Source organism: Paenibacillus peoriae KCTC 3763, assembly GCF_000236805.1.
In the GTDB taxonomy this organism is placed as follows: Bacteria; Bacillota; Bacilli; order Paenibacillales; family Paenibacillaceae; genus Paenibacillus; species Paenibacillus peoriae.
Genome location: NZ_AGFX01000013.1, coordinates 23,004 through 44,280 on the forward strand (window position 1 = coordinate 23,004; position 21,277 = coordinate 44,280).

General features: G+C 46.9%; 17 protein-coding genes and 1 pseudogene. 8 read left to right on the plus strand and 10 right to left on the minus strand.

Features of this window, described 5'->3' with window-relative positions; all coding sequences use genetic code 11:
• Window positions 1–156 precede the first annotated feature (156 nt).
• Window positions 157–1,092 (minus strand): sugar-binding transcriptional regulator, encoded by a 936-nt coding sequence (locus KQI_RS0109040; RefSeq protein ID WP_010346439.1) that lies wholly within the window; start codon window positions 1,090–1,092, stop codon window positions 157–159.
• Between the two features lie 220 nt (window positions 1,093–1,312).
• Here KQI_RS0109040 and KQI_RS0109045 point away from each other — a divergent pair, with 220 nt between their 5' ends.
• Complete coding sequence (locus KQI_RS0109045; protein WP_010346440.1) at window positions 1,313–1,726, plus strand: chemotaxis protein CheW; 414 nt, start codon at window positions 1,313–1,315, stop codon at window positions 1,724–1,726.
• A gap of 93 nt (window positions 1,727–1,819) precedes the next feature.
• Here the strand turns inward: KQI_RS0109045 and KQI_RS0109050 are convergent, their stop codons facing one another.
• The 5 genes from KQI_RS0109050 to KQI_RS0109070 all read right to left on the minus strand — a co-directional run bounded on the left by KQI_RS0109050 (window position 1,820) and on the right by KQI_RS0109070 (window position 10,674).
• Window positions 1,820–2,926, minus strand: coding sequence for a slipin family protein (locus KQI_RS0109050; protein WP_010346441.1), 1,107 nt, complete (start codon window positions 2,924–2,926; stop codon window positions 1,820–1,822).
• A 739-nt stretch (window positions 2,927–3,665) separates the two neighbouring features.
• On the minus strand, window positions 3,666–6,773 hold the full coding sequence (locus KQI_RS0109055; protein ID WP_010346442.1) for a glycosyl hydrolase: 3,108 nt from the start codon (window positions 6,771–6,773) through the stop codon (window positions 3,666–3,668).
• Between the two features lie 827 nt (window positions 6,774–7,600).
• Window positions 7,601–8,710, minus strand: coding sequence for a bifunctional diaminohydroxyphosphoribosylaminopyrimidine deaminase/5-amino-6-(5-phosphoribosylamino)uracil reductase RibD (gene ribD / locus KQI_RS0109060; protein WP_010346443.1), 1,110 nt, complete (start codon window positions 8,708–8,710; stop codon window positions 7,601–7,603).
• Window positions 8,707–9,471, minus strand: a complete 765-nt coding sequence (locus tag KQI_RS0109065) for a GTP cyclohydrolase II (RefSeq protein ID WP_007432264.1) — start codon at window positions 9,469–9,471, stop codon at window positions 8,707–8,709. The genes ribD and KQI_RS0109065 overlap by 4 nt, the downstream gene beginning before the upstream one ends.
• Window positions 9,472–9,540: 69 nt before the next feature.
• A complete protein-coding gene (locus KQI_RS0109070) occupies window positions 9,541–10,674 on the minus strand; it encodes an FAD-dependent monooxygenase (protein WP_010346444.1) in 1,134 nt (377 codons plus the stop codon).
• 242 nt (window positions 10,675–10,916) lie between these two features.
• On the opposite strand from KQI_RS0109070, the gene KQI_RS0109075 reads away from it, so the two are divergent.
• Window positions 10,917–11,237, plus strand: coding sequence for a winged helix-turn-helix transcriptional regulator (locus KQI_RS0109075; RefSeq protein WP_010346445.1), 321 nt, complete (start codon window positions 10,917–10,919; stop codon window positions 11,235–11,237).
• Window positions 11,238–11,350: 113 nt separating this feature from the next.
• Here the strand turns inward: KQI_RS0109075 and KQI_RS0109080 are convergent, their stop codons facing one another.
• Complete coding sequence (locus tag KQI_RS0109080; protein ID WP_010346446.1) at window positions 11,351–11,737, minus strand: winged helix-turn-helix transcriptional regulator; 387 nt, start codon at window positions 11,735–11,737, stop codon at window positions 11,351–11,353.
• Between the two features lie 148 nt (window positions 11,738–11,885).
• On the opposite strand from KQI_RS0109080, the gene KQI_RS0109085 reads away from it, so the two are divergent.
• Both KQI_RS0109085 and KQI_RS0109090 read left to right on the plus strand, forming a co-directional pair.
• Window positions 11,886–12,404 (plus strand): DJ-1/PfpI family protein, encoded by a 519-nt coding sequence (locus KQI_RS0109085; protein ID WP_010346447.1) that lies wholly within the window; start codon window positions 11,886–11,888, stop codon window positions 12,402–12,404.
• A 177-nt stretch (window positions 12,405–12,581) separates the two neighbouring features.
• Window positions 12,582–13,283, plus strand: a complete 702-nt coding sequence (locus KQI_RS0109090) for a YoaK family protein (RefSeq protein WP_010346448.1) — start codon at window positions 12,582–12,584, stop codon at window positions 13,281–13,283.
• A gap of 12 nt (window positions 13,284–13,295) precedes the next feature.
• On the opposite strand, the gene KQI_RS0109095 is transcribed toward KQI_RS0109090, so the two are convergent.
• The gene (locus KQI_RS0109095) at window positions 13,296–14,471 is read right to left on the minus strand and encodes an alanyl-tRNA editing protein (protein WP_029390086.1); all 1,176 of its coding nucleotides are present in this window, start codon (window positions 14,469–14,471) and stop codon (window positions 13,296–13,298) included.
• Between the two features lie 580 nt (window positions 14,472–15,051).
• On the opposite strand from KQI_RS0109095, the gene KQI_RS0109105 reads away from it, so the two are divergent.
• The 3 genes from KQI_RS0109105 (at window position 15,052) to KQI_RS0109115 (ending at window position 19,053) form a co-directional block, all read left to right on the plus strand.
• Complete coding sequence (locus tag KQI_RS0109105; RefSeq protein ID WP_010346450.1) at window positions 15,052–16,419, plus strand: aminomethyltransferase family protein; 1,368 nt, start codon at window positions 15,052–15,054, stop codon at window positions 16,417–16,419.
• Window positions 16,420–16,499: 80 nt separating this feature from the next.
• A complete protein-coding gene (locus tag KQI_RS0109110) occupies window positions 16,500–17,819 on the plus strand; it encodes an HlyD family secretion protein (protein ID WP_010346451.1) in 1,320 nt (439 codons plus the stop codon).
• Window positions 17,803–19,053 carry an ABC transporter permease gene (locus KQI_RS0109115; RefSeq protein ID WP_010346452.1) on the plus strand — a complete coding sequence of 417 codons (1,251 nt, stop codon included), beginning with the start codon at window positions 17,803–17,805 and terminating at the stop codon, window positions 19,051–19,053. The genes KQI_RS0109110 and KQI_RS0109115 overlap by 17 nt, the downstream gene beginning before the upstream one ends.
• 98 nt (window positions 19,054–19,151) lie before the next feature.
• Here the strand turns inward: KQI_RS0109115 and KQI_RS0109120 are convergent, their stop codons facing one another.
• On the minus strand, window positions 19,152–19,712 hold the full coding sequence (locus KQI_RS0109120; protein WP_010346453.1) for an NAD(P)H oxidoreductase: 561 nt from the start codon (window positions 19,710–19,712) through the stop codon (window positions 19,152–19,154).
• Between the two features lie 163 nt (window positions 19,713–19,875).
• Between KQI_RS0109120 and KQI_RS0109125 the strand changes: the two genes are divergently transcribed.
• A complete protein-coding gene (locus KQI_RS0109125; RefSeq protein WP_010346454.1) occupies window positions 19,876–20,271 on the plus strand; it encodes a winged helix-turn-helix transcriptional regulator in 396 nt (131 codons plus the stop codon).
• A 7-nt stretch (window positions 20,272–20,278) separates the two neighbouring features.
• Here KQI_RS0109125 and KQI_RS26730 read toward each other — a convergent pair.
• Window positions 20,279–21,185 (minus strand): annotated as a pseudogene (locus KQI_RS26730) (alkaline phosphatase family protein); the annotation flags it as partial.
• Window positions 21,186–21,277 lie beyond the last annotated feature (92 nt).

Consider the following 21,277-nt stretch of genomic DNA (forward strand, 5'->3'; position numbering starts at 1 on the left):
CTGGTGATGAGGTCATCATAGCACGACTTTGAACATATGTAAAACACAATTTGAAATTATGTTCAAAGCTATTCATGAGACAGTCACCTACAGTTCACATTACCCTGTAGACGCACGCCAAAACCGGATGTTTACACCGAAATGAAGCCAGATGCTTTATTGCAATAGAGCTTGTGCCGTAAACTGATCCGTCACCAGAATATTCGCGTACTTGCCGCGCAAGGATGCCCGGATAGCCTCCACTTTGCGCTGTCCACCTGCTACGAGAATAGCCTTTTCCTTCTTGCGCAAATCTGGCAGATCAATGCCGACGGTACGGCTGTTGATTTCGTCACTGCATATATTGCCCTCATCGTCAAAAAAGCGTGAGCAAATATCGCCCTTGCCGATTTTTTGCAGCAGCTTCTGTTCCTCCTGGTTAAAATACCCCAGTCTGAACAACAACGCATCCTCCTTGACCGTTCCCACCGTAAACACGGCAATGTTCGCCTGCTTGCCAAGTTCAATGATCCGCTGGATGTGCCGATCCTGCTCAACCATTTTCTTAACAGCCTTACTATCAAAAATCACAGGCAGCGGCAAATACCGCGCAATCGTGTGAAAGGCTTCCGCGAACAAGTTCACCGTCTCCACGGCATAGGTGTTGACATGCGAATGGCTCACGCCTCCCTTGAGCTGAACCACCTCAACCCCCTTAACCTGCTTTTGCTGGAGATGGAGTGCCACTGCATGCATTGTCGTTCCCCACGTCACCCCAATAATATCCGCATCTTGTACCATTTCATGCAAATAATCGGCTGCCTTTTTGCTAATATGCTTTTTGATCTCCTGATATTCATTTACTGGCGAGTAGCAAACCAGCACGGTATCCAGCCCGTATTTCTTTTTGACCTGCTCTCCAAGCGCATCCATATCCTCCATGGGATCAACAATACTGATCCGCACGTATCCCTGTTCCTTGGCAGCCTGAAGCAGCCGCGATACCGTAGGACGTGAAACCCCGAGCCTGACCGCGATATCCTGCTGGCTATAGTCGTTCAGATAGTATAATCTGGCTGCCTCGATACTTAATCGCTGCTTTTCATGATCCATTCTACCTCAACCCGCTTATCTTAAAATGTAGTGCCATCACCTGAATTGCTCTTTTGGAAGATTTAACTGCTAGTTTGTGATATTCTGTGATTAACTGAAACAGTTTTACCGCATCCTCAACTTTATAGTTCCATGTGTCAAAACGCAATAGCTAACCCGTTGTACCGTCACTTCACAACAACCTGTAGTGGACTTATTTGAATATGTAAGGAGAATGGCAATGTCTGAGTTTATTGTGTGCAGTCTGGCGGACAAAAAGTTCGCTTTAAACTTTCTGGAAGTGGAAGAAGTTATGATTGCCAAGAAAGGGACACCGCTTCCCTTTTCCGAGGCGTGGCATGAAGGGATGGTCACCATCCGTGACAGCGTATTTACGATTCTTAATTTACGAAAAAAACTATTTCTTCCCGCTTCAAGCGAGTCCTCTGAGGATAAAATGATTTTGCTTAGCCGGGCGAAAATTGCTCTGGTCGTCGATCAGGTGGAAGATACGGCTTCTGCCGAGGACAGTCAGTTACAAAGCAATGAGGAAGAGTGGCAACGCGAGCTGTTCCCTACCGTGCTGGAGCATCATGGTGCCCTCATTCCGGTGCTGAATATGGACGCCTTTCTCGCTTCCACCAAAACCAGCTAAAAGCCTGCATGCAAAATACTCCCGAGCCTTGAGCCAGAATGCACTCATCGCTCGGGAGTATTTTCGATTATTGAAGTTCTTTTGTTGGAGTTCTTATCCTTCTTTCATCTGAACCAGCGTATTCAGCTGCTCCAGCAACGTATTTCCGCCAGTCAGCGAAATCGTGCCGATCTTCTCGCAGATTTTTTCCAGGAACTCCAGCTCTTTGAGACGATAGAGAGTAGCGTTTTCGTCCATCAGCTTGGCCGTATTGAGCAGACTGCGAGTGGATGCCGTCTCTTCGCGGCGTGTGATGAGGTTGGCTTGCGCCTTCTTCTCTGCCAGCAACACCGTATTCAAAATATCCTTGATTTCCCCCGGCAAAATAATATCCTTCACCCCAGCCGACATAAAGGTCACTCCGTATTCGCCGCTCTGCTCATTCAGTCGAGTCAAGACATACTGAGCAATCTCCTGCTTCATTTTCAGCAAATCATCCAGCTTCATGGTGCCAACGTATTCACGCAGCAACAGTTGGAGCATAATATACATTTGCTCCTCGAATGCCCGAAACTCCAATGCCCGCAGCGGGTCGATAATACGGTACTGACAGACGAAGTTGAGGCGCAACGTGATTTTATCCTCTGTCATGATTTCCTGTCCCATCAAATCCATCTGCTGCTGGCGCATATCGATCGTTTTGATCTCTGTGTTTACCGTAGACATCCAGAAATAATACTTGCCTGGCTTCAGTTCCCCTTGCAGGACGTTATCATAATACAGAAAGCCCAACTCATAGCTGGCTACCTGAAGCGCCTTCCAGAAGCCTGGTGTCTTGGACAAAAAGGCTTGCCCCAATGCCTTATCAATCGCAGGCTGCCGAGTATCTGCATGAACAAAGCGATGCTCCTTGAGCACGTTCCAAAACGCATATTTTCCTGCCGTCAGCAGCTCCACAAACTTATTATCCTCATAATGCAGCACATATTCGTAGTCCTCAACCTCCACAACATCCAATTGCTCCAGCAATTGTGGATCGCTCAAGAACAGGCGAATGTCATAGTCTGGTACAAAAAACGATTCACCTACATTCAAAATTTCAACCGTTTCCTGCTGAAATGTCTTCAACAAGTAAGTCCCTGGCAGCAGCAGCTTGTGGTAGCTCCCCTTTTTGAACAACAGTCCGCGTTCATCGGATTTAATCGTTACTTTCTTAAACATCAGTATCACTCCTAATAGTTAAAATCCTCAACTTAAAAGAGTGTTTTTTCTATGTGTGGCGGCTCCGCGATCCATTTGATCTTCCGATCGCTGTTGCCCGCCTTAAAATCAACACACTTTTAAAATGAGGATTTTTTATTTTTATTCGTTGCAGTAAGGTTAGTAACCCTTGCAGAGCATCCCTCCGGTTCGGAGGGCGGGGCCAAGCTTAAGGAAAAAGGAAGGTGCCACCTGCTCCGGTGTTCTGGAGATAGAATTCATCAGCCCAACATCGACTGTGAATCACTATTCCCCGAAGCCTCGGGCCATGTCGGCGCTTGCTCTCTCCGGTATCTGCTGGTCGCATAGCCATCGCTCCGGCATCTGTCATCGAGACCAGACATGGGATGCTCTTATCCGGGTCTTTTCATCGTTTTTATTCGACCATTCGAATACTCTACCAGAAGTCGCGTGGAAGGCGATTGGGAATCGAACCCTAATTGTTGGTGGATACGCAAGATTTACAGGATACCTGACCCGATGAGGGCAGGCACTGCGGGACCTTTGGAAATCCTCGCCTCGGTAATATCTTCCTGCATCAGCCTTTATCATTATCACGCACATCCATCCTCGCGAACATGGCGAAAGTATTACGACCCTGTAAAAAATCAAAAGACACGGGAGAAGCACATGTGCTTCCCTCGTGTCTTTCTTTATATTGCTGCTATCGCGTTCTGATCTTAGGTCTCTAATGATTAGCCTATTGATGGGTATAACTTGCCTTAGGGGTGTCTTGTGCCAATTCATTTTTTTCATAGGTGAGCCAGTAGCTGATGACCTGGCCGGATGAAAGTCCACTGACCTTTTGTTCCCAGACTCCATTGTTGTTCGTCATGTGATGATTCATTTGATCGCCACCGGACACGGTATAGTGGACATCCACATATGTCGATGTACTCTCCGGCTGGAACGTAATCAACGCCTCGGTAGCGGAAATTTTGGAGATCCCTGTCGTTGTAGGGGCAGCCTGATGTGTATAACTCGCCTTAGAGGTGTCATATTGCGCTCCCGCTTTTTCATAAGTAAACCAGTAGCTGACGACCGTCCCGTTGTCGAGACCTGTAACCCGTTGTTCCCAAATGCCATCGTTGTTTGTCATCCGATAATTAAGCTGTTCACCACCGGACAAAACATAATGCACATCAACATAGGCGGAAGCTGTTTTGGGTGTAAATTGAAGCAGTGCTTCACGATCGCTGACAAAACGGGCTTGTGCGGTATAATCGTCCGTTTCTTCGCCTCCGTCATTGCCGCCAGATGCTGCCTCTGTAGTGACCTCTACAGCATTGCTGGCCTCAGACAGGTTCCCGGCTGCATCGCGAGCCTTAACGGTAAAGCTGTACGTGGTAGCTGCCTTCAGTCCTGTAATTGAAGTGGAAGTACCACTTATCTCTGTCGCCTGAGTTCCGTCCTTATAAACGATATAACCTGTAACGCCAACATTGTCTGTGGCTGCATCCCACTCCAGAGTGACCTTTGAAGCCGTTTTGCTCGCAGTCCGCACATTTGCCGGGCTGGATGGAGCCTGTGTATCAGGCTCGGTATTGCCGCTATCACTTCCATTTCCGACATTAAAGCTGTTAGGCTGTACGGTAATGCTGTGTCCATCCGAGAAGGTTACTTTTTCAACCTGGTTGGTAAAGTTGTAGGCCACATAGGTTTTCACCCCGTTTTTATTGAAAACGCCATAACTCGGTGTATTGGCAGTGACGCTGCGGTCGAGGTTGCCGATTGAATCCAAATTGTAGATCCAGTGGTAGGCATTTGCCTTGGAATTCCCCGCTTCCGGTGTCATGGATGCTGCGCGTGCACTGAATTTGTCCTTGGCCTCGGACGGATCCGAGATCGCTCTGTACATGTACACTATATCTTCCCACGGACTAAAATTCCCACCGCTCTTTTTCAGCAGATCGTTATAATTTTTAGCCGCATACTCTGGATATTCCGTCAAATAAAGAGATCCAGAGGTGATTGGAAGCCAGTTGATACCGTGTACCTCTGCGGGATTACTGGTCCACCATGTTGCATTCCCTACCGTTTTACCGCCCCAAATCATGCTTGCCGTCGCGCTTTGCATGCCTGCAGGGTTGTTTGTGCCATTCACATCAAACCAATATTCGTTAATCGCATTCATTTCCGTTGTATATAGATAAATACCTAAATCGCGAATTTTAGTATTTCCTGTGGCCTCGCCCCATAAAATAACGCCAGCCCAGGCATTCATCGCCTCTGAGGAGGATTCATTGTTGTTGCCATCGCCAAATTTGGCATGTCCAGAAGCCCAAGTATGCCCGGCATAAGGATCAAAATTACGCAAATACGGAAATTTCGAATCAGATCTGTCGGTATTGGCAATGTCGCGAATGAGCAGATTCACCATTTGCCCCCATTGGGAATCGGATGCCCAGTTCTTGTCCACACGTGCAATTTCAGCCGCAGCCTTAATAAAGTAGCCATAATGGAAATGATGGTCATTTAATTCTATTGCACTGCCAAAGCTGTCGGGATAACCGATCAATGTCCCCCAATTGCTGTTATACGCAAATAGACTGGAGCCTTTCAGATTCCCCGAGCTATCACTGGCCTTAAACCAGTCCTGCAGCCGACTTTTGATCTCACTGCGGAACTGGGTCGATGCTGCCGTATTGCCAACCTGGTCAGCAATCGGTGCCAAAGCTGCCAGCTTGCCCAGGCGTTTTCCAGTCCAGTACGTGTCCCCATCGCCGGAGTAGTTTTCCGCTTTCGCTTCGTTTACATAGTTATTGAGCGTATTTTTATCATAAGACCCCAAGTCGGGCAGGGAAGGAAGTACCCCTGAAAATTTCATCTTCGTTTGAAAAGAAGTACCTTCTGCCGTTTTCATCAGACCGCGTACAGACTTATACGTGTAGTCAAGCAGAGGCTGTGATGAATTTTTCCACTGATGCGGATACAAGGCAAAAATAGTACCGTTTTGTGTACCTTCCTTCGCTGTTGTTGTAACATTAAAAGTAGTCGTTACCTCGGCAGAGCCTTCGTTATAGCTGAACTGCGCTTTGGAGTCTGTAACGAAAGAATAGGCGTATTGCTGGAATTTGTCCAAGGTCTCCGCTGTTTTGTCAGGCAAAGCCGCCACTGTAAAATAGTTTTTCCCGTTCAGTTGATTAGTCAGTGCTTTCGTTCCCAAGCCGGACCAGGTACTGCCGGAAGGACCGAACAAGCCATAGTGTGAGCCATTGATCGTAATGCCAAGCACAGAGGAGTTGGCTGATCCGGACCAGACCTCAGGTGCCTCATTAAACGAGAGCTTGGGATTGCCGCCGCCAAACTCAAAATAAACATATGGGGAACCATGTCCGTAGGTAGCGCTCATTTTGCTGCTTCCGCTTTGAAATAATGATTTAACAAACCAATCGCTAAAGCCGTCTACCTTGGCATCCGGAAATGAAGCAGCTGCAGAATGACCAATGGTAAAATCGTTCTTTTCATCCATCCAGCCTGCTACAAATCCCGGATTGACAGTAATTTTCCCGCTCGGGTTAAAGATGCGCAAGCCATCTTGCTGATTTTTCAAGGCAATGGGGTGGGGGTATTGGGCCTCAGAATGAGACACCCAAGCCAGACTGCTCCACCAGTCATTGGTAGGCATCGCGCCGGTTACATTGGCTGTTTTGTAAATTTCGTTTTGCGGACTAGATACTCCGGCAGGCAGTGTCGATGAATATGAGCCAGCACCTTGCGTAACCTCCCCCGAAAAGGCTTTAGTAGAAACTGGCGCAGCTAAACATATCAAGCTGACACTTAACAAGCATAACAACTTTTTTTTCATAATTTTCATCCTCCTTTATATTCTTTAATTCCTTACACCGATCCTCCTCTCAAGTCTTTAATCCCTTATGCTGCAATGGTTTTCCCATTCCTTCCAATCGGGATTCGACTACATTGTGCTCCATCCCGATTTCCAGGTCAATCCTTTTGTCGCTATTTTTCGACTAAATGAGGCGAAAGACCCCGAAAAAACATAAAAGAAAAAGGACGAAAGTCCCGAATATACGCAATTATGTTATGTGGTTTTTTGGAGATTTCCAAGAAAATCGTCGTTTCGTATTTTCGTATTAAAAGCGTAATTAAACACGTAAATGCGACTTAAGGACTAGTCGATTCAAACATTGCAGCTTGGCTTTCTTTCACCCCATAAAACATTCACACCATCAGGTATTCATTGCATGAGTTATTCATCCCATTAACCATTCGCCCGATAAATCGTTAAGTATAAAAAAAAAGACCTTCCAGGCCCTTTTTAGCCCTTCAGATCCTCGATTTGATCTTTATGTAGTAATCTTTGAATCTTTAAGTCTTTAGTCTTTAGTCTTTAGTCTTTAGTCTTTAGTCTTTAGTCTTTAGTCTTTAAGTATTAAATCTTTAAGCCTCTAAGTCCTTTCGTCCTCCCCCATGCTCCACCACATTTCGGAAAAATGAGTGACTTTGCGGCGGGCAGCAGCGGAGCGGAGGGGTTGAATCTGGAGAAGCTTATGCGTTCGCCTTTGCCCCTGAATTTTAACCCTGTAAGGGGTTATTCAATCCAAAAAATTCAGGGGCAACAGCGATCGGAAGATCAACCCCTTCGCGGAGCGCCTTCCCCCGTAAAGAACTCACTCATGATTCCCGCCCAAAATACCCTTCTATCTTCAAATCCACACCAACCTGCGTCACGCTCAAATCTTGCAACCCAACCGCATCGCTCATCGCGGATACACCTTCGCCTCCCAAAAAGCCCGGGGCTGCGCGTCCTCCAACCAGCTTCGGCGCAATATACAGGACAAGCTTGTCTGCCAGTCCTTGCTGAACGAACGAAGCGTTCACCTCGGCACCGCCTTCCACGAACACTGAAGATACCTCGGCTGCACCCAAAATATCCAGCATTTGCGGCAGATTAACCCGATCACTGCTTTCATTCTGTGTCGGATATACCTTTACACCCAGTTGCTCCAGTTGGCTTCGCTTGCCTTCATCATAAGCGCGTCCTGTAAATATCCAGGTAGGCGCTTCTCCATCTGTAATGACACGAGCATCCAATGGAATACGCAGCGTGCTATCCAGAATGATACGAATCGGATTCCTTCCTTCCGGCAGGCGCGTCGTAAGCTGCGGATTATCGTGAATCACGGTCTGCACACCGACGAGAATGCCCACATGCTCGTGACGAAGCCGATGCACATCCTCCCGTGCCGCCTCAGACGTGATCCATTTGCTTTCCGAGGTCCGGGTGGCAATTTTACCATCCAGCGTCACCGCCGATTTGATCGTAATAAAAGGACGCTTGCTCACAATATATCGGTTAAACACTTCATTCATGCGGATGGATTCCTGCTCACATACGCCGACGATGACCTCGATGCCCACATCTTTCAAAATCTGGACCCCTCTGCCCGAAACCAGCGGATTCGGGTCCAGCGCAGCAATTACCACGCGGCGAATGCCAGCCTGTACAATTGCTTCTGCACACGGGCCTGTCCGTCCGTGATGGGAGCACGGTTCCAGCGTTACATAAATCGTTGCTCCCCGAGCATGCTCACCTGCCATACGCAAAGCATGAATCTCCGCATGTGGCTCACCAGGCTTCAAATGAGCACCGATCCCGACAATACGACCGTTGTTAACAATCACTGATCCGACGAGCGGATTCGGTTCTGTTTGCCCTTTGGCGCTTCTGGCATTTTCCAACGCCAGGCGCATATATTTTTCGTGAGTGGTCTGAGTACTCATAGAACCTCCCTGAAATCGAAATCCCGCAAATGGCCGGACCGTTCCACTTTTGTATTCAAATACCGTTCATTATATTGCGATACATCGCCCCACAGCGGCATACGCCCCGCCACATTCATACCTGATTTCTTCAAGGCATCCAGCTTTTTAGGGTTATTTGTAATCAAAGTGACCGGTTTTTGTCTCAGGTGACGCAGCACATTAATAGCATCCACATAATTGCGGGTATCATCTTCAAACCCCAATTGATGGTTGGCTTCAACGGTATCCATGCCCTCTTCCTGCAAAATATATGCCATGGCTTTGCTAAACAAGCCGATCCCGCGACCTTCATGATTGGCCAGATAAAACAACGCGCCCGTTCCATGCTCCACAATCATTTTCATCGATTGGTGAAGCTGAAATCCGCAATCACAACGCTTGCTGCCAAAAATATCTCCAGTATGGCAAATACTATGCATACGAACAAGTGCATTTTCCGACTGTTGAAGATCGCCATACACCAATACACTTGACTGTTGTCCCTCTGCCAAATTCAGTGTCGACAATCGCTTCACAATCGTGTCAGCGGTCGCGTTCAGCAAGTCCTGACGATCAGCCTCATCCCGCACAGGCAACCAGCAGTACCATTGGAAAACTACGGTTTCCCCTTCCAAATTGACTGGCAGTTTGATGGGTCCTACCAAAATCGTCGAGGATTGCTCTCCGCGAATCGTTTGAATTTTATCGTTAAGCAGCGTAGCTACATCTTTTTGGTTCATCTCTCTGCACCATCCTTTATATCACTCTATCTATCCGAAAGCTCTTATATTCAAGGAATAATCATTGCTTTACACGATTGGGGTATCTACTTCAGGATTTTGCAAAATCCTCACTTGTGAAAAATGTTCATGAAACGTGGATTCCATCGTCAGTTGCCGTTCCTGAAGCTCGGTCACAGCCTGTCGCCGCCCGTCTTCGAACGCCTTCAAGCCTGCTGCGGTGTATCCTCCCTCCTGACGTAAACGAAGAAGCACACTCGCCAGCACATCAGCATCCTTCAAGGCTGCGTTCAGGCCAAAAGCTCCGGTAGGTGTCATGGTATGCGCCGCATCGCCGATAAGGACCAGTCCGCCCTGCGTCCACGTGTCACTGCGGCTGCTGAAAATGTCCAGCGGCACGAAGTCCTTCCATGAACGAATGTGATCATGCACGCTATGCTCCAAATCCGGGAACGCTTCTGTAAACAGCTGTATGAACGGTTCAAAAGATTGCTTGAACAGGCTCGAAAAGCTGCCTTCCTCCACATTCCAGCCAATCTGGATATAACCCTCAGCCTGCGAAAATAAAGACAGTTGTCGTCCGTTGACCAGCGCCAGGCGTGTCACAGGCTCCCATCCGGCAGGTGCCGTAATTTTCGCCCATAGCAGATCATAGCCGTGCCGGATGTTCGTCACAGGCATCTGTGCCAGCTTCCGCACCGTAGAGTAGCGACCATCTGCTCCGACAATAACAGAGCAGTGAATCGTAATCTCATGGCCGCTCTTGTCACGCGCAGTCAGGCCCGTGTAGCCCTGCTCACTGTCACCTTGCAACGCAGTCACTGTCGTGCCAGCCAGGTAATGAAAGGATTCACACGTTGAAGCCTGTTTCAGCAGAGCCTCTAAAAAGCGGGGCTGTGGAATGTGAATCCCCACGTTACCGTCTGCGGAGCCTGGCTTGACCGTTTTCATCCGCTGCTGATGCTCCCAATATTCAATTCTCGTTGAGGCAAGAATGTAATCCTCATGAATTTTGTCGAGCAGCCTATGCTTCCCAATTACCTGCTGGCCCTCATCGTTTAAAATTTCACCGCGGAAAGCCTTTCCCGCCACACTCTGCCGCTCAACCAATATTGTTGAAACACCGTGCTCCGCCAGCAAACAGGACAACAAAGTCCCTGCTGGTCCTCCGCCAACTACGCACACTTCACATTCCAGCTTCATCTGACTTCCCCCTACACCCAAACCATGACTTCAACGATTAAGCCCGTACGTATCAATTAAATTACATTTCGTTACAAAGTTCAAATTTTAAATATCATATATAAATGTACGTATCCAATGAGTTACTTTATGTAACAAAGTATATTTATATCATTCAATTTCGTCAAGTAATAAATTTATACAAAGTAAAATCATTTACTTTTAACAGTGAATCGTTAATAATAGGAGCATGAGGTGATCATATGAGCATTCCGCAAATGTGCCCACGGTTTGAAAAAGCTATGGAGCTACTGAGCAAGCGCTGGACGGTGTTGATCGTATTTCAACTAACTAACGGTCCACAGCGTTTTGTCGCTATCGAGAATTCAATCCCCAATTTAAGCGGGAAGGTCCTTTCCGATCGCTTGAAGGAGCTTGAGGAAGAAGGAATCATACAACGTATGGTTTATCCTGAAAAGCCGGTTCGGATCGAATACTCCCTTACGGATAAAGGACGCGATTTAGCTCCATTGTTTGACCATATCGGTACTTGGGCTACCCGCTGGATTGAAGTTATGCCATGATAAATAACACGAACTGCTAACATGCCAAAGAACGCCATTGTCCGGGTACAATTCGTACTCATCACGCAAGGCGTTCTATTTCTTTATGGGACGTGATAAGTGAAATGTTTTACTTATATATCGCTGCTGCGTTGCATTTCCTCACGGATGGCTTGCACCCGTTTTTTCCCCCAGTCATACATCATCTCTACAATCGGTAAAATCGTCATCCCCAGTTCGGTCATTGAATACTCCACCTTTGGCGGCACCTCTGGGTATACTTCCCGGTGTACAATACCGTCCTCCATCAGCTCGCGCAGCTGGTTGGTCAGCACTTTATGAGACAGCTTCGGAAACAGCCTCTGCAGGTCGCTAAAGCGGTGCGGTCCTTCCACACCCAAATGCCACAAAATAACAACCTTCCACTTCCCGCTTAACACCGACAGCGTCAATTCCTTTTCGCAATGATAGTCTCCGTTGACGATCTTCTCCCGTATTTCTTCTCTTAGCGTATCAGACATATATCGATTAACTCCTTCTAATTCATCATGTTCCTGCAGCCCAATAGTAACCTGCAGGTAACCTCCGTACTTGAAAGTGCATTCTTCACAGCCTGACGAAGCCATCCTACAATAATAGTATCATTTTACATTCAAGGAGGAATAAAGTATGAGTAAAAAAGCTCTTTTTATTATACCCCCGGAGCGCTTTAATGAGGATGAATTGTTTAAACCCAAGGAGGCGCTGGAGCAAGCAGGCGTTACGGTGACACTGGCGAGTACAAAAACAGGCGAGATCATTGGTGACTATAACGGTAAAGCGACCGCTGAACTTATTTTCAAAGACGCGATCCCTGCGGAATATGATGTAGTAGCTGTGATCGGTGGTTCAGGAACCAATGACCATCTGTGGAATAACGCAGATCTCCAGGCTCTACTGAAACAAACTCATGAGCAAAAAATCTTATTGTCCGGTATCTGCGCAGGCTCTGTAGCCGTGGCCCAAACCGGGCTGCTCTCCGGCAGAACGGCTACATGCTATCCGGTGGACGTACAGAAAGATCAACTCCAATCACATCAAGCCGAATATGTGGCTCAGCATGTCGTTGCGCATAGCGACATTATTACAGCCGACGGTCCAGATGGCGCTCAGGCGTTTGGCGAAGCTCTCGTTCAAGCGCTGCAATAAATCACATTCGAAGCTCCCGGCAGTTGTTCCTAAGCAAGCAATACAAAGAAACCGCTTCATTAAAGTGAAGCGGTTTCTTTGTGCCGATTTCGTGCCGAAGTGTCCAAATGAATTGTCGTATCCGGATTGTCGTGCTAAGTTAGAGGAATCGACGTTTTAGCATAGGAGGCTTCTGCCGTGATTATGAAGGGCAAAATCCATTTACATCAGGTAACGTCCGAATCGCTACGACTGGGCGCCTTACTTTCATTAGTAGGGGGCTTTTTGGACACATATACCTTTGTCGGGAGAGACGGCGTATTCGCCAACGCACAGACAGGCAATATCGTACTGCTGGCTGTCAAAATCATTCAGGGACACTGGGTTCAGGCGTTAGTCTATATCCCGCCCCTGATCGCCTTTTCGCTGGGTGTTTTTGTTGCTGAAGGAATTAAACGAAAATCGACCCATCGCCTAACTCCAGACTGGACTCGCGCTATTCTTTTACTGGAAATTGCAATTTTCTTCATTGTAGGACTGATTCCACAGGGGGTTCCCAATACCGTGGTGGTGGTGATCGTCTCATTCGTCGCTTCTGTCCAAATGACTTCCTTCCGCAAGCTCATTGATGTGCCATATACCTCAACCGTCAGCACCGGCAACCTTAGATCAGCTTCTGAGGCTTTGTATATCGCCATTACGACCAAGGATACGAACGCTGCCATTCGAGCGATGCGTTACGGTGTCATCCTGGCAGCCTTTTTGGTCGGTGCTTTGCTGGGAGGATTTCTGACTTTGGCTATTGGGGATATCGCCATTTGGGGTGCTGTTGTTGCACTCATTTTTTCTTTTATTTTATTTACGGAAAAAGAAAAGTGGAAGCTGCCCCTGCGTCACTAAGCCTGTATTATATTAGCCCTGAACAAACTGCCGCCGGGCCGTTTCAAAAAAACTCAAGAGATCCTCGCGGGACGGGAATGCGGCCTGAGCTGATTGGTTGCTGCCGCCCCCCTTCCCTTGGAATGCGCCCAGATTCTCCTTGAAGAATGCCCCGCAGGCGACCGTCTGTGTGCCGCTATGTGCCAGAATGATTTTGTTATCTGCTGTCGTCGCTAATAAAACAAGCAAATCATGTTCAGCGGTCAGCTTGGCAGCCAATTGCTGCATCTCCTGAAAGGATTTTTGTTCGAATACATGAGCAAGAACATGCCCCTGAACAGCAGACAGCAACTCTTTTATCTGATACGAAGCATTTTCCTCTTGTAGGAGCTCCACTTGCTCCTTGAGCTGCTTATGCTCCTGCTCCCACTTTTCAAATCGGGTCAAAATGTCTTTGCGTCCGGTATTGAACCTCGTAGATAATACATCCAAAATCCGAACACTCTCGTTAAAGTCCTGAAGTGCACGAGCGCCGCATTTGAAATGGATTCTTGCCATTCCCTTCTGCTTCTCCCATTTCAGGCATTTGATAATCCCAATTTCCCCGGTCTGAGCCACATGTGTGCCACCGCAGGCATTATATTCAATGCCTTCAATTTCAACAATGCGAATATTCTCTGTCACCTTGGGTGTTTTCACAAGCGGGATGTCCTGCAATTGCTCATGGGTTACAAAATAGCTTTTTATGGTGCGGTTGCTGTAGATTTGCCGATTTACTTCCTGCTCAATTGCCGATAGCTGCTCAGGGGTTACATCCACACAGTTTACATCAATCGTGGCGTACTCTTGTCCCAAATGGAAGCTTTCTGTACGCGCGCCCAACAGTTCCAGACAAACCGCTGACAACAAATGCTGTCCGCTATGCTGCTGCATATGGTCAAATCTGCGCTCCCAATCCAGTTGGCAGGCCACCTTCACATCCTCCGGCAAACGCTCTACCTCGTGCCAAATGTCCCCCTCTTCCGGGAAAACATCCACTACCCGGATACCCTGAATGGTTCCTGTATCGCACGGCTGACCTCCGCCATGCGGATAAAAGGCCGTTTTCTCCAGCATAACAAAATACCTTCCGTCTTTTTTCATGCTCTGTGTAATATGAGTGTCCCACTCCGTAAGATTCGGAGCGGTGTAATATAATTTTGTCGTCATTTCAGGTCCCTCACTTTTGGGTATCTTTGTCTCGTGCGATATCCACTTATTATCAAGCACTTCACTGTAAATATCAATGTAGTGAATAGCTTGAATTATTGCACGAACAACCTCCATATGACAAAGTATCTGCATGACGATTGGCAAAATTTAGCTTGAAATTAATTTATTACATATTTCTTTGTAGAATTCTTGTTTTGTTGGCTATTAATCGAAATGTTGAACGAGTAATTGCAAAAAATAAATCACTTGACATTCAATCATTTTAATGCAGGGTATTGACAGGCATATGCTACTATTCATTTGTTCAAATTTTTTCAACTCAGCAGGTAGATGATGAGGCCCTGGAAACTCCATCTTCCTTCTCCTACTGCTGATCATGGTCGTTGCGGTCGCGGCCAGCGCGCTTGCCGTCGGTCTGCTTAAGGCCCCCCGCACCACGGCGGCAAGTGCAGGCCGCTTCACCTTCAACGGGTGCGCAAACGTAAAAGCTGCTTGTGTGAAGATATGCTGTTGGCTACCTCCAATCGTTTGTTTGCCTAACAGGTGAGAAATATGAAAACAGAGAGGTGTACGATTTATGGAAAACAAACTCGATAACGTTCCCGGAAGAAACGTCGAAAAACTTCCTCTTCCCATTTATGAACCTTATGATCCCCAAGTTGACGTCTATGTAAACAGCAAGGCGATGGCGTTTGGGAGCGCTCTCCCTATGGCGTACAGTAACTGGCGCGACGAGTCCATGTCATGGAAGGAAACGTGCTATCTTCATACCGGTCTGAATCCTGCCAGCGCCTATCGGGTCACAGGACCCGATGCCATGAAATTCTTTGCTGACACTTGCGTCAATAGCTTCGCTAAATTTCCCATCGGCACCTTAAAACACGCGATCATGTGCAACGAGGAAGGACTGATCATGACCCACGGCGTGCTGCTGCGAGTCGGCGAAGAGGAATTTATCACATATTTCTTGGCGCCATATGCTGCCTATAAACTAGAGAGTGGCAACTACAACGCAAAGGGAAAATATATTCTCGATGGGTTTGTCTTTCAGCTCGCTGGTCCCAAGTCGCTTGAAATATTGGAGGCTGCGACTGTGGAATGCCTGCACGACATCAAATTTGGCCGTCACCGGATGAGCAATATTGAAGGCATGGAGATACGGATCACCCGGATGGGCATGGCAGGCACTCTTGCTTATGAGGTCCACGGCCGGAAGCAGGATGTACGATCGATCTACAACTCCATCATGACAGCAGGCGAGCCCTTCGGAATTCGAAAGCTTGGCCATATCGCTTATAGGATGAATCATACGGAGGGCGGCTTTCCGCAATCTTTTGTGCATTTTCCATATCCGTGGGGCGAAGACAAAGGTTTCATGGAATTCCTAGGCAAGACGCAAAAAACACGTCGGTTATTGGGAAGCATGGGGACAGACATCCGGCTGCGCTACCGCAACCCTGTCGAACTTGGCTGGGAAAAGATGATTAAGTTTGACCACGACTTTATCGGCCGTGAGGCACTTGAAAAAGAAGTTGCAAACCAGCGCCGGAAAATGGTTACTCTGGTTTGGAATCCAGAGGATATCCTGGATGTATATGCTTCCCAGTACCAGCCCGGTGAACCCTATATGGAGATGGGACCAGTTCACCTCTCTCAAGAAAATGGACGAACTGTTTTATATGCAGACCAGGTGTTAAAGGACGGCCAGCGGGTAGGAATTAGCTCGGGCCGAACTTATAGTTACTACTATCGCCAAATGCTGTCTCTTTGTTCCATCGATACGGAGCATAGCGAACTTGGGAACGAGGTTAGCATCCTCTGGGGGAATCCCGGTGCCCGGCAGAAAGTGATTCGGGCTACAGTATCGCGCTTCCCATACTTGAATGAAAATCGCAATGAACATGTTGATGTCAGCGCAATTCCTTGCCGGGCCCACAAGAAATAAGGGCTTCGGATCGATGATTGCGGGTTGTGTCAGCTTCGCTGGTGCTACCCCATTTTATAAACTTAAGGAGCGTATTACCCATGAATCGCACACAAGTCACCAGCCTTATCATCCCTGTCATTTCTATTGCCTGTCTGATCGGCGGGGGTTTCCTGCTTCAGACCAACGGACAAGATCAAGTCAATGCTTCGCGATCCGTTAAAGGCACAACGCTCAATGCTGATAGCATTCGTGTATCTTTTGAACAAGTAGGTGGCAAAGTCCTCAACATCCCGGTAACAGAAGAAACTAAGGTGAAAAAAGGAACTGTCCTTATGACTTTGGATTCCAAAGATGTGGATTTGCAAATTGAGCAACTGCGGACACAAATCGCCCAGTTCAATATACAGATCAGCCAGCAACAGCAATCAATCCAATTAGGGTATACACGGACAGCAACTCAGGAAAAACAGGCACAGCTGGATATCGCACAAGCTCAAGTCACTGAGAGCAAAAGTCAGGCGGCATTGCAGCGGGCAAAAGCGGCTGAGCGTCAGGCCACTGCTGCGGAACAGCAGGTCAATAACGGTGCTCGGGATGAAGATGTTCAGCAGCAAAGAATTGCCGTAGCTTCTGCTACCAAAAACTTTCAGACGGCTCAGACCAACTACAAACGTAATAAAGCCCTTTATGATGCAGGAAGTGTATCCAAAGCAGCGTTGGATGATGCCGAAACCTCATTGACTTTAGCGACAAATCAGTTGAGCCAGCAAAAAGAGTCTCTTCAAAAGCTGCTCCATGGCGCCACCGCTGAAGAACGAATGCAGGCCAGCGAACAGACGACACAAGCAGCTGTTGCAGTAAAACAAGCCGAGGAGGAAATCCGCGGTGCCCAATTGTCCGTCGATCGTTCCAAAACCCAACTGGAAACCATTCAGCAGAGCCGTCAACAGTTGGCGGATCAGAAGCTGGCTATCGACCTTTTAAAACAACAAAAAGACACACAGGAAGTTCAGCTTAAAACGTTGCTGCTCAAAAAAGAGCGCCTGGTATTAAAAGCACCACAGGATGGCAAGGTTACTTCAATTAGTACAAAAGTCGGCGAAAATGTGGCGCAAGGGGCTCCTGTGATCACACTGGAAACCAACGATTTATATTACGATCTCTATGTGAATGAGGAACAAGCGGGTAAATTCAAGGCCAACCAAGAGATCAAAACAAGAGTATCTGCTCTCAATAACGACTTGAAAGGTACTGTACGCTATGTGACCGCTGCGCCGCAATTCGCTAATGTAAAGATGTCCCGTGAAAAGGGTGAGGCAGATACCGCTACATTCCAAGTACGTGTATATGTAACAAGAGAAGCAGCTTTGCTACCAGGCATGACAGTTGAGGTGAATACGAATGAAATCTCTTCGTGACGAATGGACGTATCTAGTTCACTCCAAGTATCCGATCATAGCTATCATCTTCCCGTTGATTGCAGTACTGGGGTATTCACTGTTGCTCCCAAGCAGCCAAATTAACGATGCTAACGTGGTAGTGGTGGATCAAGATAACACAGCTTACAGCCGTGAGCTCATTCAGAAAATAGATGCTTCTCCGTCTATGAGCGTAGCTGAGATTGTTTCGTATACGGACCACCCTGAACAGTATTTTTATCACGAAAAATATTTAGCTGTTATCTCCTTGCCGCAAGGTTTAGAGGACAATCACAATCGCTCCCTTTCCAGCCGCGTAGGTCTCATTCTCGATAACACCAATGCTCAATCTATTACTTCGATTCGTACAGCTATGCAGGAAATTAGCGTTTCTGAGAATATGGAACTGTCTGTTCCAGCTATTCTGAAAACAGGGATGAACGCGGAACAGACCCAAGGGGCCCTCAATGGTATCGCATTGGAGGTCCGTTCCCTGTTTAACCCAACCAATGATTATCAGAACACGACGGTAATTGCATTTACTTGTATGTTCTCTTTTATGATACTTAATATCAATAGCTTACCTATCGTCGCCAGACTAAGGGTTTCCAAGAGACTTGCTGCCGAGCTGCAAAATCCATTCAACATCCTGCTGCGTATTCTTCCTTATACGCTGTTTTCGACGGCGGGCTTAATCTTCTCTCTCGGGATGGTTAAAATGTTTGGAGGAGGCCGTTTCGAGGCCAATCCGATCCTTTTCATGATTCCGGTTGTCCTCTACGTATTCGGTACCGTATGTTTCAATGTCCTGGTTGCATGGGGAGCCGCACATCCGGGAGTAGCCATTGGCAGAATGGTGATGGTGCTCATGCCTGCTTTTGTTCTATCGGGTGCTGCTCTTTCAAGATCACTGTTTCCACCTTTAGCGATACAAATCGGTGATTTCTTCCCCTTCGTATGGATGTTCAAATTCCTCCGCACCATGGGACTGCGCGGTGCACCTTTTCAGGAAATGCTTCCCGAACTCGGATGTTTGTTATTATATGTCGGTGTACTCTCCATGCTGGTGATCGCCAGAGCTCTATGGGAAAAACAGAAGCTGGCCAAGCAGACAGCGGGCGTTGCTCCTGAAATGGGATCACCACATCCCGTTGTTCCAGCAAGTACACCTAGCGGCGGGTTATCTATGCAAGGGGCACCGTCAGCACCTATGCACGAACCTATAAAAGGATAGGGTCTTGTCTGTAAAATAAAAAAAAGGGTTAAGTGCCGTTTAACGAGCCTTAACCCTTTTTTAACAATATGAAATTCTCATTGTTATCAGAATAAATTTCACTTATATGCCAGACCTAATTGATAAGCGTGCTCCAGTAAACCTACAATGTATTCTTTCGATTCGGACAAAGTATCATAGAAGAACTCCACCTTGGACTCTCTTACTCTTGCGTAACCGGCAATGGCTTTATTCAAATAATTAGTAACCAAATCGTGATATTCATACTTGATCAGATGTTCTTTAGTCCCTCCCGCCAAGCACATCCACAAAACCTGCTTCGTCGTAAATTCCTGAAGTAAACCTTTGTTCCAGACTTTATCCAGGTACCCTTTTAGCATAGAAGGGACACTGTACCACCATAGTGGAAACACAAAGACCAGAGCATCCGCAGCTGCAATTCTATCCATCTCTTTCCGCGTTTCAGGAGCATATCGTTTATGGGTCGTATTCCAATCCAGCTCATCTGCAGCGCTGTACACCGGATTGTATCCATCCCGATCCAAGTCCAAAATATCTACCTCGTGCTTATTCTCTTTCAATCCCTCTACAAAACGATTCATGACCGCAAGGGTAAGTGAATCTTCTCTAGGATGCGTGACGACCAATAGAACTTTCATGTATCCGTAACCTTCTTTCTCCTCATAATTGGTGAACCCTGTCTACAGATGCTATTATGAATGTTATACATTAAAGTGTGAAGTACGCACTTCAATGTACTGTAGGTACTTTAAGGTTCCTTAGTGCCTTTTGTACTACAGAGATCGGAGAGGGGGAAAGTCTATGGAAGACAAAGCCAAAGCCTATACGCTCGGGATCGAGGCAACTTTGGAGGTCATCAGTGGAAAGTGGAAAGGTATCATCCTACACCATTTAACCAGCGGCAGAAAACGTACATACGAACTTCGTCAACTCATTCCGAAAATCACCCAAAAAGTGCTCACCCAACAGCTTAGAGAGCTTGAAAAGGATGGAATCATCCACCGCATCATTTATAACCAAGTCCCCCCCAAAGTGGAATATGAGCTTAGTGAATATGGATGGGATTTTAAAGATCTGCTTGATCGTTTTTGCTTATGGGGAGAAGATCATCTGGATAGGATCTATGGAGATAAAACAAAGGTGCTGGAAGAGTATTCCGTGAAGGAAAAAAACGCCAAACAAGCACCGCCTCTTTGACTAATACTTATTCGTTCACCAATTGCATAATCCAGTCTTTTATATCAACGATTCGCAGTGCTTTGGGGCGTGTATTCGTTCCGGAAATAATTAATGGGACAAGGGAGTCTTTTTCATGCAGCGATCCATGAGCTCCCCCTCCGATGTGGGTAGGGGAACTTTCGCCGACGAGTTCATATCCAGGTTGGACCGTGACGACAACATATATTCCTTCATGTGAATTCATTGCCCCGTGTAGCCTCGCCAATACGTCTGGATATTTTCCATACTTGATCCGGTTGTTATTCACCGTAATATCCACAAGGCCCTCTTCGCCCGACAATGTCCACGATTGTCCATATTCATCAATGAATTTTCCACCGGGATGATAAGAAAACAGCTTACCCTTTTTCCCCTTTGTAACATGAATATTGTTTTTACCATCTTTCATAGCGATAATGTCGAGCTTGTTTTCATTTTGTAATAGCTTCACCACATTGGATAACTCCACGTTATCGTTAATCGCATAGATATACACCATTCGTTCATTAGCGGAAATCACGATTTGATCCTCGTTTCTTACTGGTTGATTTAATTTTGCAATGCGGTAATGATTCAAAAGCGACTTTAAATCAACCGTGGCTACCTGTCGATCATCATAAACAGCGCTTTGCGCACTGTCACCCATGACAATCCATATCGCATTGTTTACAGCCTGTTCCCACGAACCATATGCGTCTAACACAGTTTGCAGTGCTTGATCCGTTTTTTCGATTCCCTCCAGTTGAGTCGGGCCCTTTCTATGCGCCAAATTATCATTCTCTGGAAAGTATGTGATGGTTACATGTGGAAGTTTAGGCATGTTTCGTTTTCCCTCTAAAGACAATAGCATTGATGGACGCGGATTCTTTTCCTTTGTCAGCCAATTCCTCATTAGACAAAATAAACATACCCAAATCAGAGTAATTTTATGAAAAAAAAAACAGATTTTACTTGCATCAGGATTTTGCAAAATCCTCGTATGAAT

Coding starts and splice junctions, on each gene's coding strand:
- KQI_RS0109040 (WP_010346439.1), bottom strand. CDS start 1,092: ATGGATCATGAAAAGCAGCGATTAAGTATCGAGGCAGCCAGATTATAC.
- KQI_RS0109045 (WP_010346440.1), top strand. CDS start 1,313: ATGTCTGAGTTTATTGTGTGCAGTCTGGCGGACAAAAAGTTCGCTTTA.
- KQI_RS0109050 (WP_010346441.1), bottom strand. CDS start 2,926: ATGTTTAAGAAAGTAACGATTAAATCCGATGAACGCGGACTGTTGTTC.
- KQI_RS0109055 (WP_010346442.1), bottom strand. CDS start 6,773: ATGAAAAAAAAGTTGTTATGCTTGTTAAGTGTCAGCTTGATATGTTTA.
- ribD (WP_010346443.1), bottom strand. CDS start 8,710: ATGAGTACTCAGACCACTCACGAAAAATATATGCGCCTGGCGTTGGAA.
- KQI_RS0109065 (WP_007432264.1), bottom strand. CDS start 9,471: ATGAACCAAAAAGATGTAGCTACGCTGCTTAACGATAAAATTCAAACG.
- KQI_RS0109070 (WP_010346444.1), bottom strand. CDS start 10,674: ATGAAGCTGGAATGTGAAGTGTGCGTAGTTGGCGGAGGACCAGCAGGG.
- KQI_RS0109075 (WP_010346445.1), top strand. CDS start 10,917: ATGAGCATTCCGCAAATGTGCCCACGGTTTGAAAAAGCTATGGAGCTA.
- KQI_RS0109080 (WP_010346446.1), bottom strand. CDS start 11,737: ATGTCTGATACGCTAAGAGAAGAAATACGGGAGAAGATCGTCAACGGA.
- KQI_RS0109085 (WP_010346447.1), top strand. CDS start 11,886: ATGAGTAAAAAAGCTCTTTTTATTATACCCCCGGAGCGCTTTAATGAG.
- KQI_RS0109095 (WP_029390086.1), bottom strand. CDS start 14,471: ATGACGACAAAATTATATTACACCGCTCCGAATCTTACGGAGTGGGAC.
- KQI_RS0109105 (WP_010346450.1), top strand. CDS start 15,052: ATGGAAAACAAACTCGATAACGTTCCCGGAAGAAACGTCGAAAAACTT.
- KQI_RS0109110 (WP_010346451.1), top strand. CDS start 16,500: ATGAATCGCACACAAGTCACCAGCCTTATCATCCCTGTCATTTCTATT.
- KQI_RS0109115 (WP_010346452.1), top strand. CDS start 17,803: ATGAAATCTCTTCGTGACGAATGGACGTATCTAGTTCACTCCAAGTAT.
- KQI_RS0109120 (WP_010346453.1), bottom strand. CDS start 19,712: ATGAAAGTTCTATTGGTCGTCACGCATCCTAGAGAAGATTCACTTACC.
- KQI_RS0109125 (WP_010346454.1), top strand. CDS start 19,876: ATGGAAGACAAAGCCAAAGCCTATACGCTCGGGATCGAGGCAACTTTG.